The sequence below is a fragment of the Moheibacter sp. genome (assembly GCF_049672845.1).
GTDB lineage: Bacteria > Bacteroidota > Bacteroidia > Flavobacteriales > Weeksellaceae > Moheibacter.
In genome coordinates this window covers 159,921-175,288 of sequence record NZ_JBATWT010000008.1, presented here as the reverse complement: position 1 = coordinate 175,288, position 15,368 = coordinate 159,921, and the positions used below count along the sequence as shown (strand labels likewise).

Below are 15,368 nucleotides of genomic sequence, written 5' to 3'. Positions count from 1 at the left end.
AATTATTTTTGCAGAGATGTTTGAAATTTTAATTTTAATTCTTTCGGTTTTCATCGGGAGTTTACTGGGACACTTTTTTATCAGAAACAAGAATCTGGCAAAATTCTTATTAATCTTCAGTGGCGCATTTTTTCTGGCAACTGCTGTTCTAGAAATATTTCCGACTGTTTACGAGGTGCACGACCACAGTATCGGACTTTTTGTTCTGGCCGGTTTGTTTTTTCAGATGATTGTAGAATCTCTGAGTAAGGGAGCAGAGCACGGACATGTTCATCTTTCGCATAACAAATCTTTTCCGTTCAGTATATTTTTGGGGTTGTTTTTGCATTCCTTTTTTGAAGGGATGCCTTTACTGCATCAGCATTCGCATAATCTGCTCTGGGCAATTTTCATTCACAATATTCCGGTCGCCATGGTTTTGTATGGTGCGGTTTCTCAGATGAAAATTTCCAGTATTTACAAATGGGGATTCATGTTGGCTTTTGCATTGGCAGGCCCATTGGGAGCTCTTTTTGGCAAAACGATTCTGGCCGATTACCAACATTATGCATCGGCATTTGTAGCCGGAATTTTTATTCATATTGCAACCGTCATATTATTTGAAAGTACAGACAGCCATAAATTCAAAGCCCAAAAGGTTTTGACAGTCCTTTTGGGCTTTTTGGTTGCTTATCTGACCATTTTAGGTCACCAGCATTAAATTAATTATTTTTTGAATTATAAGCGTCGATGCCTTTTTTCATCCATTTCAGGTATTCGTCCACATCGTAAATTGCACCCAATGGCTCATTGTAATTATTCAAATCTTCATCTACGATGATGTAATAAGGTTGTGCATTATTATGGTATTTTTCAATTTCAAAAGCTGTCCATTTATTTCCGATTGTTTTCAGGTTTCTTCCCAAAGCTTCTGAATAAACTTGTTCTTCTTTGGGTAATTCGGTGCGTTCATCTACATACAGAGAAACCAAAACAACATCGTTCAAAAGCAGATTTTTAACTTTCGGATCGGACCAAACGCGCTCTTCAACTTTACGACAATTGGCGCAGGCATGACCGGTAAAGTCAATCATAATCGGTTTTTTCACCTTTTTGGAATGTTCAATGGCATCCGCCATATCCAAAAATGCCGGAATCTGATGTGGTCCGTATTTTTGTCCGGGTAATAATTCTACTGCAGACTCACCTCCGGCAACGGCAACCGAAGCTCTCCCGACTCCGTTGGGTGATTCTGCATAATGAATAGGCGGTGTTAATCCACTTAGTAAATTAACCGGCGCTCCCCACATTCCGGGGATCATATACATCACAAATGAAAAGGTCAGAATCGCAAAAAACAATCTCGGAACACCGATTCTGTCTTCCGGTGCATCCATTTTTAATCGGAATTTCCCTAAAAGGTAAAGTCCCATTAATCCAAATATTGCAATCCAAATGGCTAAGAAAACTTCTCTTTCCAGCCAATGTGCCTGCCAAACCAAATCGGCATTTGAAAGGAATTTAAAGGCAAAAGCCAATTCCAAAAATCCGATGCAAACTTTTACCACGTTCATCCATCCACCAGATTTGGGAAGGGAAGTAAGCCAACTTGGGAATATCGCAAACAATACAAATGGGATAGCCAAGGCCAATGAGAATCCTAAAGAACCTACGGTTAAGGACATATAATTTCCGGTTCTGACGGCTTCGCCCATCAGTCCGGCGATAATGGGAACTGTACATGAAAATGAAATCAAAACCAAGGTCAGTGCCATGAAAAATATGCCGATGTATCCGCCTTTATCAGCTTGTTTGTCTGTATAATTTGCCCATTTTGAAGGTAAAGTAATTTCAAAAGCACCAAAAAATGAAATGGCAAAAACAATGAAGATCACAAAGAATCCTACATTTACCCAGGGATTGGTTGAAAATTCATTGAGAGCAGACTGACCCAAAAATCTTGAAGCAATGAAGGCCAGACCTACAAAAATGATGATGATGGAAAGTCCGTAAATCAAAGCTTTAAAAATTCCCTGACTACGCGAATTACTTTGTTTGGTGAATAGGCTAACGGTAAGTGGAATCATGGGGAAAATACAAGGCATAACCAAAGCAAGTAAGCCGCCGGAAACACCGAGCCAGAAAATTCCCCAAAGCCCTTTTTTTTCTTCTTCAATAGGTTCGTCTTCATTATCAGCTGTTTCGACAGAAGCCGAAGCAAGAGAAACCGAATCATTTGATTCAGATAATTCATTCTGAACAATTACTGTTGAATCCGTTTTTGTTTCATCGGTCAACTCAGTTACAGGAAGGGTTTCCGTAGCTTCTTCCTTGTTATCATCCTGTGCAACTTCTTCTTTTTTGGGTGTTATTTTCACCGAAAAATCAAGCCAGTCGGGGGGTAAACATTTTTCCGCATCACAAACTTGTGTTTCTGCACTGAATTTCACAGTGGTTTCTTTGGGATTTTTTAATTTAATTTTTTGTTTGAAAGTCAGTTTGTTCTCGTAATATTTTTCCTGTTGCTGGAAAAGTTCACTGTATTTATCAAGTAATTTCCCGATTTCCTGTGTTTTGCCAATGAGTTGAACATTTGGGTTATCTTCAAATGTAATCGTCGCCGGAACACCAATTCCGTCTCCGGGATGTTGCTGGGAATACATATGCCAGCCGTTGTCAATTTTTGCGTGAAGCAAAACTTCATATTCATTGTTGCCTAAATCTTTTGTTTCTGTGGTCCATTTGACGGGTGTCAAAACCTGAGCATTTAAAAGAAAAGGAACCAATAAAAGAAAAAATAAAGTCCTCATTTTCATAAAAAAATATTTAAGTATTTGTGTGTGTGTTCTGTAATTTTAAAACGGTCGTCGATTCTTTTCCCAACTACATACAAAATCCTGTCATCATCATCTACCAAAAGCCAGGTATTTTCCTTTTCAGGTTTTGAATATTTTTCGTCTTTGAAAAATTTACTCAGCTTTTTTGATCCTTTCATTCCAAACGGAAAAAAAACATCGCCCGTTTTCTTTTTTCTCAATCTTAGCGGGAATTTTATCTTCTCAAAATCAAGTGATTCATGAGCAGATAAATCTCTCGCATCAGATTTCAAAAGTTTCAAATATAATGGTTTTTCGAGGATTTCATGTTCATTTAATTCAATTTCCGACTCAAAGTTCTCTTGTTTTAAATCGATTAATAATAATTCTTCACGATTTTTGATCAATCTATGCGTTTCGGACTGGATTTCTCCGTTTTCCGAATTCATTAATTTTGTGATTTCCTGCGGGTATTGAAAACCAAATACACGAAACAGATAGAATAAATAAGTTTCCAGAGGGGCTAATTCTTTAAGTTCAGAAATCAAAACAGAAATCATATTACCAGAATTATTAAATAATTGATTTCTAATTAATTGGATATGATTTTGGATTAATTTGGAATCGGAATGTAAATGTTGAATGGTTTGAGCGAAATTCTCAAGGAAATTTGGATGAATTTCTTCTAAATGAGGAATTATCTGATGTCGTATTTTATTTCTGACGTAGTCGGTACTTGAATTGGAGCTGTCTTCTTTCCAGTCCAAATTGTTTTTTTCCGCATATTCCAGAATTTGATTTTTTGAAAAGGGGAGAAGTGGTCTTAAAATTTGTTCGTTTTCAGAACCAATTCCGGTTAATCCTTTTATACCGGTTCCGCGTGAAAGATTGATGAAAAATGTTTCGAATGAATCATTCAAATGATGTGCGGTGAGTAAATAATCAAAATTCTCTTTTTGCATCAATTCTTGAAACCAATTATACCGAAGTTCACGTGCGGCCATTTGAGTTGAAAAATTCCCGGAATCTTTAAATTCTTTCACATCAAATTTTTTGACAAAACAATTCAAATCGTTTTTCAAACAATAATTCCTGACAAATGTTTCGTCTTCATCAGAATCTTTTTTTCTTAATTGGAAATTGCAATGCGCAACTTCGAAATAGATGTTTGACTTAAATAACAAATCGCACAAAACCATACTGTCCACACCACCGCTTACGGCTACAAGAAGTTTTGTGCCGTGTGGAACATTGAGGTTCAGCGATTTTGTAGTTAGTTCATTTTTCATGATTCCTACAAATTTATCCAAATAAAAAAAGGTGCAAAAGAAACTTTCACACCTTTTCAGTTAAACTATTTATAAGATTAATTTCTCGGCAAGACTTTATGTACTTCAAAATTAAAAATAAAACTATTGTCTCGGTAAATATCATTTCTCAACATACCGCCCGAATAAATGAAATCTCTTGCATACGCAGCACGAGAAGGAACAACAACAGCGCCTTGAAAATTATACAAATCTGCCCCACTGGTTTGTGTAGATTGGAAATGCTTCAAACCTTCCACAAATCCTTCAATCATAAAATGCGATTGGTTTATGTCATTACCTGCCAAATCTTCGGTAATTGGCGTATAATAAAAATAAGGATCCCAGGCAGCTTGTCCGGTGGAATTTATGGTATTGAAAAAGTCAGACATGTAGGGTTCATAAGATTTTTCACCTTCTGCTAAATCTTTGTTGGTCGCAATAAATCTTTTGGAATGATAAGAAATCAATAAACTGTCTTGAAGGTTGTTGGTGACGGCTGGTCCTTCTGCAGGAACACCCGGACGCTTAATCACCCAAACACCTGAATTCAGTTTGGTTCCCAATGATTTTAGACTTGGATAATTATCATCTTCTTCATCATCTTCGTCATATTTTTTGATCAAGCCACGTTCAGGATCAAAATAGTGATCCTCCAAATAGGCTAGGATGGCTTGGTCATCTACTTGGTTTTGTTCGTCCTGCGGAAGTTCATTGACATCGTCATCATTTTTACATGCTCCCAAAAACAATCCGGCCACAAGAAGACAAATTCCCCATTTTTTCATCATAACTTTGTTATTTAGTTTGCGAATTTACAAAAATTAAGTTCCTTAAAATAAATTTAACAATGCGTTTAGATAAATTCCTTTGGTGTGTACGTTACTTCAAAACTCGTAGCAATGCCAGCGAAGCCGTTAAAAAGAATCGGGTAAAGGTAAACGGAGAGGTCGCCAAATCTTCCCGAGAAGTAGGGCCTTCTGATATAATTACTGTGCGTAAAGACCAGATTGATTATTCTTTCGAAATATTACAACTTCCCAAAAGTCGTATGGGCGCTAAACTGGTTTCGCTTCATATCGTTGATCGTACTCCACAAGAAGAATTGGCTAAACTCGAACTTCGGAAATTGAGTCAGGATTATTATCGTGAAAAAGGGGAGGGAAGACCTACCAAAAAAGACAGAAGGGATTTGGATGAATTTATTACGGGAGATGAGGAGCAAGAAGAGACTTGATTTCTCCAACGATATCGAACGGACTTTTTTCTTTTACATCAATTTTAAATTTAGCCTCTTCATAAAAAGGACGTCTTTCAAAAAGATGTTTGGCGATGAATTCGGGCATTTCTGTTTCGCTAAGATGTGCAATAATCGGACGGATTGATTTTTCGTGGGTAAGACGGTCTATGAGTTCTTTTGGGGTTAAACGCAGGTAAATGGAGAAGGAGTATTGATTAACGAGCTCTATATTGTTGTAATAAGCAGGTGTACCACCTCCAAGCGATAATACCAAATCTTCATATCGTAACAATACTTCTTCCAAAGCTTCTCTTTCAAACTTTCTGAATTTGATTTCTCCCTCTGAATGAAAGATTTCAGAGATTGTCTTTTCATGTTTGTTTTGTAGGTAAACATCAAGATCGATGAATTCCATGTTTAATTCAGCGGCCAATGCGGTTCCGATTGTAGTTTTACCGCTGCCCATATATCCCAAAAGAGAAATTTTCATAAATTTATTTTATCTCACAAAATTGCAAAAATTCTTATAATCAATTGGTTAAATAGAAGCTGATAAATCTTCTTTAAAAAAATCTCAAAAAGGTTTTGGAATTTAATTCTTATTTCTATATTTGCACCCCGTTAACGTTACAACAGCGGGAAACAAAAGACTCGGTAGCTCAGTTGGTAGAGCACAACACTTTTAATGTTGGGGTCCTGGGTTCGAGCCCCAGCCGGGTCACTTAAAGCGAAATTTTCATTTGAAAGTTTCGCTTTCTTTATTTAGCAAATTTTAAAACATCTGGAAATAAAAAAGAGAGCTCAAGGCTCTCTTTTTTTATATGAAATGGACATTTAGTTCTGAATGACGTATTTCACTGGTAATTGGAATACAAGATTTACAGATGAACCATCTTCCAGTTTTGCTGGTTGGATTGTTCTTCCTCTACTTGCCAGACGTGAAGCAATTCTTTGTAATGCTTTCTCAGATTCTTTACCAAGATCTACATTGATTGCGCCACCGCTACCTTGCATAGCCTGAACTTGAATAATCTTACCAGATTTGTCAATGACAAACTGTAATCTGGTTACTGCTTGTGATTCACCTTTATTGTTCATTACTTCGGCAAAATCAGAAAGCTGATCGATTAGTTCTTCAGTGATATTTTTTTGCAAACATTGTTGCAATTTGGTTTTATCACCTTTGAATTTCTCACAACCTGGATATACAGCCATTTCTGATACCTGACGAGCTGTAAAGTTTCCAACCGGAGCCGGTTTTTTGCCTTCTCCGTCACCTTTCGGTTTTTCAGGTTCAGATTTACCTTTTGATGAAGTCGTTTCTTCTCCTTCTACATTTTTCAAACCAATTAGTTTGTTTTCCATCTCTTCTACCTTTACGATAGGCTCTTCTTTTACCACATTTTCTTTTGGTTCAGGAACAACCACACGTACTTGAGCTACTTCCGGTTCCGGCTCTGGTTCCGGTTCTGGTTCTGGCTCTTCAGGTTTTTCTTCTTCAATGATTTCGGGTTGCTCTACATCTACAAGCGTGATATCGACCACGGTTTCTTCTTTATCATTTTTCGCTAAAACTTGGTTATAAAATATAATACCCGCAGTTATTAACGCAATGATCAAAAGACCCAATAAAAATGCTTTGGTAAGGGTAGAACGTTCGCCCATCCGTAGGTCATACGCACCGTAATCCTTGAATCGCTTCTCAAATACGATGTCGTCCAGCGATCTGTAATTTTTTTCTGACATGACTTTTAGATTTAATTGTTACTACTAGTTCCACTTTTTTCTTCATACACTGCAACTTCGCTTGGCGCAATGTCCACGATACCGTATCGGGAAGATTCGGTAATTTCCATTTCGTCCAAGACGTTCACCAGATTTTCATAGGTAGATTCATCTGTAGGTTTGATGATTACCGTGAAATTATCAGGTGTTTTAGCTCTTTGTCTGGCCGCTAAAATATCGTTGCGGATTCCTTCTTTTGAATAAGAAGTTTCGTACAACTGATCTGCGGTCAGCTTTGTTTTATCCTGCTGATGCCAATACAATTTATTATCACCTCCGATGATAATTGAAATTGAATTACTCAAATCAATTTCCGGAGTATCTTGGTTTAATTCTTTATTGGGATCTTTTGGAGGCATATTCAGTCCCATTACATTGGGTTTACTAAAAGTAGTGGTAAACATAAAGAACGTAATCAAAAGAAAACCTAAATCTGCCAATGGGGTCATATCGACCGCTGTGGATTGTTTCTTGGCGCGTACTTTACCGCCTTTGTTACCACCGTTATTATCTAAAATTTGTGCCATTGTTCAATTATTTAGGTTTAGATTCTGAACTTGTTACCAACTGAAACCTGTTAAAGTCTCTTTCTACCAATTGCTTAATCAGATCCCGGAATTCCGGATACTGAGTATTCACATCTCCTTTGATTGCGAGTTTCAGGTTTGGATCATGTTCAAAACTGAAATCTACCCAATCAATTAACTGAAGGTCTGTACTATCCATAGGAATTCCCGGGATAGTAGATTGTTTCTGACCGTCAGACAAGTTCAAATATTGTTTCAAACTCCTAACTGGAACCGGAATTTCGGACAATTTTAGAAAACTGCTCTTTTCTGCATCTGTAAAGGTAAGCCCATATTTTTTCCCCATTTTTTCCAAAACTGGAAGTTTATTTTTGTCGTCAATGATGCTGAAATAATACTTTCCTTCGTTGTTAATCGTGATACGAATCAGATCACCATCTTGAATTTTAGTTTCAGCAACAGAACTCGGGGTCGTCACAGGAACTATGTCCGGCTTTTTGAACTGTGTGGTTAGGATGAAGAATGTAAGCAACAACCAAGCCATGTCACTCATCGCCGTCATATCCATATGGATACCTTGTCTTTTTGGTTTAACTCTTGCCATTTTTCATTTTTTTATTTAATCAATTAATACGCTCAACGGTTGAAACCGTTTATCAAATCTAAAAAAATGAATTAATGGTGTGCAGCAAATGATTGCTGAATGCTCATTCCTACTTCGTCAATTTTGAAAGTAAGGTCGTCAATCTTATTGGTAATCATGTTATATACAATAATTGCGATTGCTGATGCTCCAATCCCCATACCAGTGTTGATAAGTGCTTCTGCAATACCTACCGATAGTTTAGCAGCATCCGGCGTTCCTCCACCTTCACCCAAAGCAAAGAATGCCTTGATCATCCCGATTACTGTTCCCATCAAAGCGATAAGGGTACCAATCGAAGCGATAGTTGAAATGATAGAAGTGTTTTTCTCCAATGCAGGCATTTCCAAAGTCATTGCTTCTTCCAAAGTTTTGTTAAGCTCGATTAGTTTCTGCTCTTTGTTCATACTGCTATCGTTTGCAAGTGCTTTGTAAGTAGTCAGTCCTTCACGAACAACGTTCCCTACAGAACCTTTTTGCTGATCACAAAGTTCCAATGCTTCATTGATCTGATTTCTTGAAACTAAGTCACGGATATCATCTACAAATTTTGTAGTGTTTCCTTTTCCAGACGCCTTTCCTAATGCAATGAATCTGTCAATACCAAATACAATTACCATCAAAAAGAATGACATAAGGAATGGAATAATCACACCACCTTTGAAAATAATTCCCATAAAGTTTTTAGGGTGTCCTGCATATGAGTCTCCACCTTCAAAATTAGATGGACTTCCAAATAGCCCATAAAATACTGCCATCGCAACACCAATCAAGATAATAATAGTAATAGGTGCATTTAAACCTCCTTTTTTAGTAGATTTTCTAGGTTGAAAAGTTTCATTTGTTTCCATTTCCATTTTTTAATTTAATTATCACTAATTTTTTATTTACAAGAATGCGAATCTATAATTTTATCTTAAATAAACCGAAATTTTGGAATAAAATTTTTGTTCTTAATTATAATTTAACACAAATATCATCACTAAAATAGGAGAATTGATAAAAATAGAACCGTATTCTTTTTGGTTCCAACAAAAACTAAACCAAATTTTTAGAAAGTCCAAAATCTGAAACTTATTTCAAAATATTGAATATATTTACGACAATTAATAGTCTTTAATCCTTACTATTAAAAACATTAAGTTTACAGATATATACTAAAGTTATAATGAAAGTCTATACAAAAACAGGCGATAAAGGCACGACATCACTATATGGCGGTGTGAAAGTATCCAAAAATCATATACGTATTGACGCCTATGGAACGGTTGATGAATTAAATTCGGCTATAGGTCTTATAAGGAGTTCAGAAATAAAATCCGATTCAAAAAATCAATTAATTCAAATTCAAAAAAATCTTTTTCATGTAGGTGCAGAACTTGCAACGCCGCCCGAAAAGTTATTTTTGGCCAATGGTAAGTCAAGATTACCAAAATTAATCGAAGAAGCGGATATCGAAGAATTAGAGATTTGGATCGATAGAATGGAGGAGGAGTTACCCCCTTTGATGCATTTTATTTTACCGGGTGGGAATTTAGCTTCCTCACACACACATCTATGCCGCTGTATTTGCAGAAGAGGAGAGAGAATCACGGTTGCCCTAAGGGAAGTGGAAGAAACCAGAGAAGAAATTTTAAAATATCTCAACCGTTTGTCTGATTATCTTTTCGTTCTGGCGAGAAAAATTGCACAAGATGCCGGACATGAAGAAATAAAATGGTTGCCCAATGAGTAGAGTAGCTCTATTTCTGAACGGACAAAGACCGGATAAAATTCCTGATCTACAGCAGTTTGTGCAAATATTTTGCACCGATGGTGCTTATGCTTATTTAAAAGAACTCAATATTTTACCGGATGTAGTAAGTGGTGATTTTGATTCGATTTCTACAGCTGAAATCCCGGCAGAAATTGAAGTTATCGTAACGCCGGATCAAAACTTCACAGATTTTGAAAAAGCGCTGATGATAATCAAAGAACGAAATTTCACAGAAGTTTACGTCTATGGAAGCAGCGGAATGGAACATGATCATTTTCTAGGGAACTTGACATCAGGACTAAAATTCAAAGATCAATTGACCATAATTTTCTTTGATGATTTTAGTTATTACTTTTTTGCCGATAAGGAAGTTTTTCTGGAAGGATATAAAAACCGAATTATTTCTTTGTATCCGTTTCCCGTTGTGAAAGGAATTATAACCCGTGGATTGAAATATCCTTTAAATAACGAAGATCTTGATCTAACCAAAAGAATTGGTACGAGAAATAAAGCAACAGAAGAGAAAGTTCAAATTTCCCACAAGGAGGGTAACTTGTTGATATTCATTAAACTATAATTTATTTACAAAATCCTATTTAACATAATATAAATTATAGGAAAAAATAAATAAGTATATTTACAATTCTAATTTTCAATATAAAATCAGGATTCATCAAAATCCAGTTCTTCAAAATCCGGATCAAGCTCCAAAGCCTTTACAGGTTGAATTGCATTTCCTGCAATACCTTTTATGGAACCGTACATATCGATTGTATTTGAAATAACTTTCTCAATTTGTTTTTCACGTTCTTTCCATATACGTTGCATGGATCTTTTCTCGGATTCCAATGCGTTTTTCATAGAAGAAAATCCTTCTACAATTGCTTCAATCTGCATTCGAAAATTATTGCTTGTCAAATAATCATAAAGCATATCCATTTTATCGCCTTTGTTTTCCTGAGAAGCCAAAGCCAGACTTACCTGAATAACCGATTCTCTTAATACCAGACAAAGCCCTTTGAATTCTTCATACGAACAGACCCAAACGCCGTTTAGATTTGCAATACGATCATGTCCTGAAGGCATTGCTTCCGTAACCAAAATCCCTACATCAGCTCCTTTTTCACGCATATCGGCCTTGAATTTTTCAATCCAACTTGGTTGAAAATCCTTTGTACGCTTGCTTTCGTAATAAATTTTACCTAAATTTTGACGTGATCTTGTATTTACGATTTGTACGCAATCCCCGCCACGAGCGCCTTTTTTCACTTCCTCAATTGTATCAAGCGGAAATTCAGACATTAGCCATTCTTCGATTGCAAGTTCCTGAACTTCGCCTTGCAATTGCATAGAACCCTGTTCCTGCTTGCGTTTCATTTCTTCCGTAAGTTTTTTCTGATCTTCAAGTTGTTTAAGTAATTCTTTGAATTTTAATTCATTACGTTCCTCTTCTGTCTTTCGGATTTTATCCTTTTCCAGCTGAATGATTTCGTTTATTTTCCGTTGAGATTCCGCTTCTATCGCTTCTCTTAACTCAGATTTTTCACGTTTTAATTTTTCAATTTCGGCTTTTGAACGGTTTAATTCTTTGATTTGCTCAGACTTCTCATTCAATTCTTTTTGCAAGGCACCAAACTGTTCGGCTTGTTCTTCCAGTAATTTTGCTTTTGCCTGTGCTTCGAATTTGGCTAATTTTTCTTTGGTTAACCTTTCCAAAGCAGCTTTTTCTTCGTTTAGCTGTTTCTCCAGACGTTCTTTAAAAAGCTCGTTTTCCTGCTTTTTCTTTAATTCAAATTGCTCTTTTTCCTGGTTAAATTGTTCAAATTGTTTGTCAAGTTTTTGCTTTTCTTCTGCCGCCTGAACCTGATATTTTTGTTTAATTTTTTCTTCTAATTGATGTGCCAGAATATCCTGTACATCAACGGATGTTCCACAATTCGGGCATTTTATTTGAGTAGATGAATTCATAATTTATAAGGTAATTAATTCTTGAAATTTAGTAATTTTTTTAACTTTTAAGTCTTCATTCAGCTGACCAAAACCATAGGCACAAAAAATAAAATCCAAATCATTTTCCTTTGCAGAAAGATAATCGGTTTGCGTATCGCCAACATAAACCGTTTCCGAGGGTTTCAAATGATTTCGCTCCATCAGTAATCGAATATTCTCTGCTTTATTTTTTCCTGTCGCACCGTGAGATTCAAAATCCTTGAATAATTCATTAAAGTTAAAATATTCGATGAACGCCTGAATGTATCCATCCAATGCATTACTCACAATGTACAAATTATGATTTACTGCTAATTTCTCTAAAGTTTCCTGCACATTTTCATAAAGAATTCCACCATTTTTACTCAGGATTTTTTCTTCGTTATCCATGATTTCCGCAATGATTTTTTGAATGAATTCTTCAGTAATTTCCGGGAAAATTATCTTCAAAACATCGCCAATCAATAAGCCCATATATGGATGCATATCTGAAGCAACTAAGGGTCTTTCCAATAAATTATGGCGAGCCAAAACTTCGTTCCAGTTTTCTGCAATGGACGTTGTGGAATCCCAAAGCGTTCCATCCAAATCAAAAATTATGTTTTTATATTTCAATTTTAATTATTTGAATATTAATTAATTATGTAATTTAATTAAACTTAAGGATAAATTAAATATTTAACTCTTATTTTCTTAAATGCTTCCAAATCTTTTTGCCAGGAAGCTTTGATTTCTGCTTCCGAAAGTCCTTGTTCGATTTGTTTTCTCAACTGATCGGTACCTGCCAATTTATCAATCCAAAAGGCTCCCGACTGTTTGATCCAGAACGGGTCTTTTCCTTCGTAATTATTGTACGCGCGTATCAACCATTCCAAATTGATTTCTGATAAAAAATCTGTGTCCGATAAATCTTCGCCATAACAAATTTCTCCGTTAAATCTTGGGTTTTTGGCTCCTTCATTGGGTTTCGGAATAAATTGATACGGCATATTTTTTAAATAAGGAGAACCATAAACCTGAAAAGGCTTGTCGGTTCCTCTTCCCTCGCTCCCATTGAAAGCTTCAAAAAAGCAAGTGGACGGATATAAATTGATGGATTTATCGTTCGGAAGATTTGGGGAAGGCTTTACTGGCAGCGAATATTTCAATTGATGTGTATAATTCCGCAAAGGGATTACAGTTAAATCCGCTTTTGCTTTATTGGCCAGCCAACCTTCTCCGTTGATCATTTGCGCGTATTCGCCAATCGTCATTCCATAAACCACCGGCACTGGATGCATTCCAACAAAAGTCGAATGTTTCATATCGAGCACCGGCCCGTCCACATAATGTCCGTTGGGGTTGGGACGATCCAGGACGATTACCTTCTTTCCGGTTTCGGCAGCGGTTTCCATGATGTAATGCAAAGTTGAAATATAGGTGTAAAACCTCGCTCCTACATCTTGAATGTCAAATAAAACAATGTCCAAATCGGCGTATTGTGCAGCCGTGGGTTTTTTGTTTTTTCCATAAAGCGAAACAATTGGCAGTCCGGTTTTGATGTCTTTTCCGGATTTTACGGTTTCGCCTGCATCTACATCGCCCCGAAATCCATGTTCGGGAGAAAATATTTTTTTAACGTCAATCCCGTTATCAATCAGGAAATCTACAATGCTGATTTGCTCAAAAATCGCACAAGTACTTACTTCTGGATTTTTTTTACATCCTTTTTTACCTATGATTTTACTTCCGTTCGTAATCCCGGTCTGATTGGTCACTACCCCTACTCTTTTTCCTTTCAATTCCGGCAAATAAAGATTAGGTTGCTGTGCACCTGTGATGATTTCGGAGTTCGTAATTAGGGAAACATCTCGTTTCTTTTCAATGTCTTCACCGTCAATTGTTATTTGAGCAAAAGAAGAATTGGCGAGAAATAATGCAATTAATGTATATTTGAAAAGTTTTTGATTCATATTTAAAATTTAAAATATTTTGAATTTCACCTGGTGGTTTGCTAAAAAAATTGCGTTTGGTAAAAGTAGTAAAAATAACCTTTCTACTACGATTATCCGCATCGGACAAATTGCAGTAGCAATCGGAATTATGGTGGCGCTGATTACGATTTCCACCGGAATTGGCGCTCGAAAAGGCATCAAACAAAAACTTGCGGATTTCAATGGACACATTACTATAAAACCTTATAATAGCAATCAATCTTTCAATTCCGATTCGCTTTCGATTCACCAAGGATTTTATCCTGAATTCTCAAGCCTTCCAGAAGTTACACACATTCAAGCGATTGCCGTAAAAGGCGGAATCATCCGGACAGCCGATAATTTTTCGGGAATATTTTTGAAAGGCGTTGGAACTGATTTCGATACAAAAAGATTTGAATCGTATATATTAGAAGGTGAGTTTCCAAAAATTGAAAAGGAAAAAATTTCAAATGATGTGGTGATTTCTAAGAAAATTGCCAATGAACTTCATTTAGACATTGATAGTTCCTTTGTAACTTATTTCATTCAGGACAGTGGAAAGCCTATCTACCGCAGGTTTCACATCACAGGAATTTTCAGTACCGATATCAAGGATTTTGATGATATTTATGTGATTGGCGACATTAAACACGTACAGCGACTGAACAAATGGAATGAAAATGTTGTAGGTGGATTTGAACTGTTTACCAATGATATTGAAAAGTTGGATCAAGTTACCAATAAAGTAAATGATCAGATTGATTTTCAGCTTTATGCGCAATCTGCTACTAGTTCTTTTAGTCAGATCAACGATTGGATTCAGATTTTTGATACCAATATTTTTGTTGTGCTTTTCATCATGATGGTGGTCGTGATTATAAATATGATCATGGTTTTGTTGATTTTGATTTTAGAAAGAACGCATTCGATAGGTTTACTCAAAACACTTGGAGCGTCTAACTGGCGTGTGCGAATGATATTTATCTATTACGCTGTATTTATAATGATACCGGGATTAATAATTGGTAATTTATTGGGGATTGGCTTGTTGTTAATTCAGAAATACTTTCATGTGATTAAGCTACCGGCAGAAAATTATTATTTATCAACTGCGCCTGTTTATTTGGATTTAACTCAGGTTTTATTGCTCAATATTTGTGCGATTCTGATTTCTGCACTTATATTGATAGTCCCTTCCTATCTGATTTCTAAAATAACACCTAATCAAGCTATGAAAACTAATGAGATGTAAAATTATTTTTTCACGAAATAATTAGGTCATTTGTTAATAAACCTCTATTTTTGCAATGAAAATAGATAGAAATACTATTTTCATTAGGTTTAAGTTGGTTAGGGGGAATACCCTCGTTC

The 15,368-nt window shown here is 36.1% G+C and carries 16 protein-coding genes and 1 tRNA gene; 6 read left to right on the top strand and 11 right to left on the bottom strand.

Features of this window, described 5'->3' with window-relative positions; genetic code table 11:
• The first annotated feature begins 16 nt into the window (after positions 1-16).
• Positions 17-700 (top strand): ZIP family metal transporter, encoded by a 684-nt coding sequence (locus tag WBF63_RS03710; protein ID WP_424368351.1) that lies wholly within the window; start codon positions 17-19, stop codon positions 698-700.
• 1 nt (position 701) lies between these two features.
• On the opposite strand, the gene WBF63_RS03705 is transcribed toward WBF63_RS03710, so the two are convergent.
• The 3 genes from WBF63_RS03705 to WBF63_RS03695 form a co-directional block, all read right to left on the bottom strand.
• Positions 702-2,789 (bottom strand): cytochrome c biogenesis protein CcdA, encoded by a 2,088-nt coding sequence (locus tag WBF63_RS03705; protein ID WP_424368350.1) that lies wholly within the window; start codon positions 2,787-2,789, stop codon positions 702-704.
• A 2-nt stretch (positions 2,790-2,791) separates the two neighbouring features.
• Complete coding sequence (gene tilS, locus WBF63_RS03700) at positions 2,792-4,084, bottom strand: tRNA lysidine(34) synthetase TilS (protein ID WP_424368349.1); 1,293 nt, start codon at positions 4,082-4,084, stop codon at positions 2,792-2,794.
• Between the two features lie 77 nt (positions 4,085-4,161).
• Entirely contained in the window at positions 4,162-4,893 is a 732-nt protein-coding gene (locus WBF63_RS03695; RefSeq protein ID WP_424368348.1) for a hypothetical protein, read from the bottom strand.
• Positions 4,894-4,952: 59 nt separating this feature from the next.
• Here WBF63_RS03695 and WBF63_RS03690 point away from each other — a divergent pair, with 59 nt between their 5' ends.
• Positions 4,953-5,339: an RNA-binding S4 domain-containing protein gene (locus WBF63_RS03690; RefSeq protein WP_424368347.1), complete on the top strand. Its 387-nt coding sequence runs from the start codon at positions 4,953-4,955 to the stop codon at positions 5,337-5,339.
• Here the strand turns inward: WBF63_RS03690 and WBF63_RS03685 are convergent.
• On the bottom strand, positions 5,308-5,832 hold the full coding sequence (locus tag WBF63_RS03685; protein ID WP_424368346.1) for a shikimate kinase: 525 nt from the start codon (positions 5,830-5,832) through the stop codon (positions 5,308-5,310). The two genes, WBF63_RS03690 and WBF63_RS03685, sit on opposite strands and share 32 nt — an antisense overlap.
• 158 nt (positions 5,833-5,990) lie before the next feature.
• Here WBF63_RS03685 and WBF63_RS03680 point away from each other — a divergent pair.
• Positions 5,991-6,063 (top strand) — tRNA-Lys (locus WBF63_RS03680).
• A gap of 113 nt (positions 6,064-6,176) precedes the next feature.
• Here WBF63_RS03680 and WBF63_RS03675 read toward each other — a convergent pair.
• The 4 genes from WBF63_RS03675 to WBF63_RS03660 form a co-directional block, all read right to left on the bottom strand.
• The gene (locus tag WBF63_RS03675; protein ID WP_424368345.1) at positions 6,177-7,088 is read right to left on the bottom strand and encodes a hypothetical protein; all 912 of its coding nucleotides are present in this window, start codon (positions 7,086-7,088) and stop codon (positions 6,177-6,179) included.
• A gap of 11 nt (positions 7,089-7,099) precedes the next feature.
• Positions 7,100-7,654 (bottom strand): ExbD/TolR family protein, encoded by a 555-nt coding sequence (locus WBF63_RS03670; protein WP_424368344.1) that lies wholly within the window; start codon positions 7,652-7,654, stop codon positions 7,100-7,102.
• 7 nt (positions 7,655-7,661) lie between these two features.
• Entirely contained in the window at positions 7,662-8,258 is a 597-nt protein-coding gene (locus WBF63_RS03665) for an ExbD/TolR family protein (RefSeq protein ID WP_424368343.1), read from the bottom strand.
• Between the two features lie 71 nt (positions 8,259-8,329).
• Complete coding sequence (locus WBF63_RS03660; RefSeq protein ID WP_424368342.1) at positions 8,330-9,154, bottom strand: MotA/TolQ/ExbB proton channel family protein; 825 nt, start codon at positions 9,152-9,154, stop codon at positions 8,330-8,332.
• A 311-nt stretch (positions 9,155-9,465) separates the two neighbouring features.
• On the opposite strand from WBF63_RS03660, the gene WBF63_RS03655 reads away from it, so the two are divergent.
• Positions 9,466-10,032, top strand: coding sequence for a cob(I)yrinic acid a,c-diamide adenosyltransferase (locus WBF63_RS03655; RefSeq protein ID WP_424368341.1), 567 nt, complete (start codon positions 9,466-9,468; stop codon positions 10,030-10,032).
• Complete coding sequence (locus WBF63_RS03650) at positions 10,025-10,630, top strand: thiamine diphosphokinase (RefSeq protein ID WP_424368340.1); 606 nt, start codon at positions 10,025-10,027, stop codon at positions 10,628-10,630. Before WBF63_RS03655 ends, WBF63_RS03650 begins: the two co-directional genes overlap by 8 nt.
• Before the next feature lie 86 nt (positions 10,631-10,716).
• Here the strand turns inward: WBF63_RS03650 and WBF63_RS03645 are convergent, their stop codons facing one another.
• Genes WBF63_RS03645 through WBF63_RS03635 form a run of 3 tightly spaced genes read right to left on the bottom strand, consistent with a single transcriptional unit; the run spans position 10,717 to position 13,994 of the window.
• Complete coding sequence (locus WBF63_RS03645; RefSeq protein ID WP_424368339.1) at positions 10,717-12,021, bottom strand: DUF2130 domain-containing protein; 1,305 nt, start codon at positions 12,019-12,021, stop codon at positions 10,717-10,719.
• 3 nt (positions 12,022-12,024) lie between these two features.
• Entirely contained in the window at positions 12,025-12,657 is a 633-nt protein-coding gene (locus WBF63_RS03640) for an HAD family hydrolase (RefSeq protein WP_424368338.1), read from the bottom strand.
• Between the two features lie 44 nt (positions 12,658-12,701).
• Positions 12,702-13,994, bottom strand: coding sequence for an exo-beta-N-acetylmuramidase NamZ family protein (locus tag WBF63_RS03635; protein WP_424368337.1), 1,293 nt, complete (start codon positions 13,992-13,994; stop codon positions 12,702-12,704).
• Positions 13,995-14,013: 19 nt separating this feature from the next.
• Here WBF63_RS03635 and WBF63_RS03630 point away from each other — a divergent pair, with 19 nt between their 5' ends.
• Complete coding sequence (locus WBF63_RS03630; protein ID WP_424368336.1) at positions 14,014-15,249, top strand: ABC transporter permease; 1,236 nt, start codon at positions 14,014-14,016, stop codon at positions 15,247-15,249.
• The last annotated feature ends 119 nt before the right edge of the window (positions 15,250-15,368 follow it).

Coding starts and splice junctions, on each gene's coding strand:
- WBF63_RS03710 (WP_424368351.1), top strand. CDS start 17: ATGTTTGAAATTTTAATTTTAATTCTTTCGGTTTTCATCGGGAGTTTA.
- WBF63_RS03705 (WP_424368350.1), bottom strand. CDS start 2,789: ATGAGGACTTTATTTTTTCTTTTATTGGTTCCTTTTCTTTTAAATGCT.
- tilS (WP_424368349.1), bottom strand. CDS start 4,084: ATGAAAAATGAACTAACTACAAAATCGCTGAACCTCAATGTTCCACAC.
- WBF63_RS03695 (WP_424368348.1), bottom strand. CDS start 4,893: ATGATGAAAAAATGGGGAATTTGTCTTCTTGTGGCCGGATTGTTTTTG.
- WBF63_RS03690 (WP_424368347.1), top strand. CDS start 4,953: ATGCGTTTAGATAAATTCCTTTGGTGTGTACGTTACTTCAAAACTCGT.
- WBF63_RS03685 (WP_424368346.1), bottom strand. CDS start 5,832: ATGAAAATTTCTCTTTTGGGATATATGGGCAGCGGTAAAACTACAATC.
- WBF63_RS03675 (WP_424368345.1), bottom strand. CDS start 7,088: ATGTCAGAAAAAAATTACAGATCGCTGGACGACATCGTATTTGAGAAG.
- WBF63_RS03670 (WP_424368344.1), bottom strand. CDS start 7,654: ATGGCACAAATTTTAGATAATAACGGTGGTAACAAAGGCGGTAAAGTA.
- WBF63_RS03665 (WP_424368343.1), bottom strand. CDS start 8,258: ATGGCAAGAGTTAAACCAAAAAGACAAGGTATCCATATGGATATGACG.
- WBF63_RS03660 (WP_424368342.1), bottom strand. CDS start 9,154: ATGGAAATGGAAACAAATGAAACTTTTCAACCTAGAAAATCTACTAAA.
- WBF63_RS03655 (WP_424368341.1), top strand. CDS start 9,466: ATGAAAGTCTATACAAAAACAGGCGATAAAGGCACGACATCACTATAT.
- WBF63_RS03650 (WP_424368340.1), top strand. CDS start 10,025: ATGAGTAGAGTAGCTCTATTTCTGAACGGACAAAGACCGGATAAAATT.
- WBF63_RS03645 (WP_424368339.1), bottom strand. CDS start 12,021: ATGAATTCATCTACTCAAATAAAATGCCCGAATTGTGGAACATCCGTT.
- WBF63_RS03635 (WP_424368337.1), bottom strand. CDS start 13,994: ATGAATCAAAAACTTTTCAAATATACATTAATTGCATTATTTCTCGCC.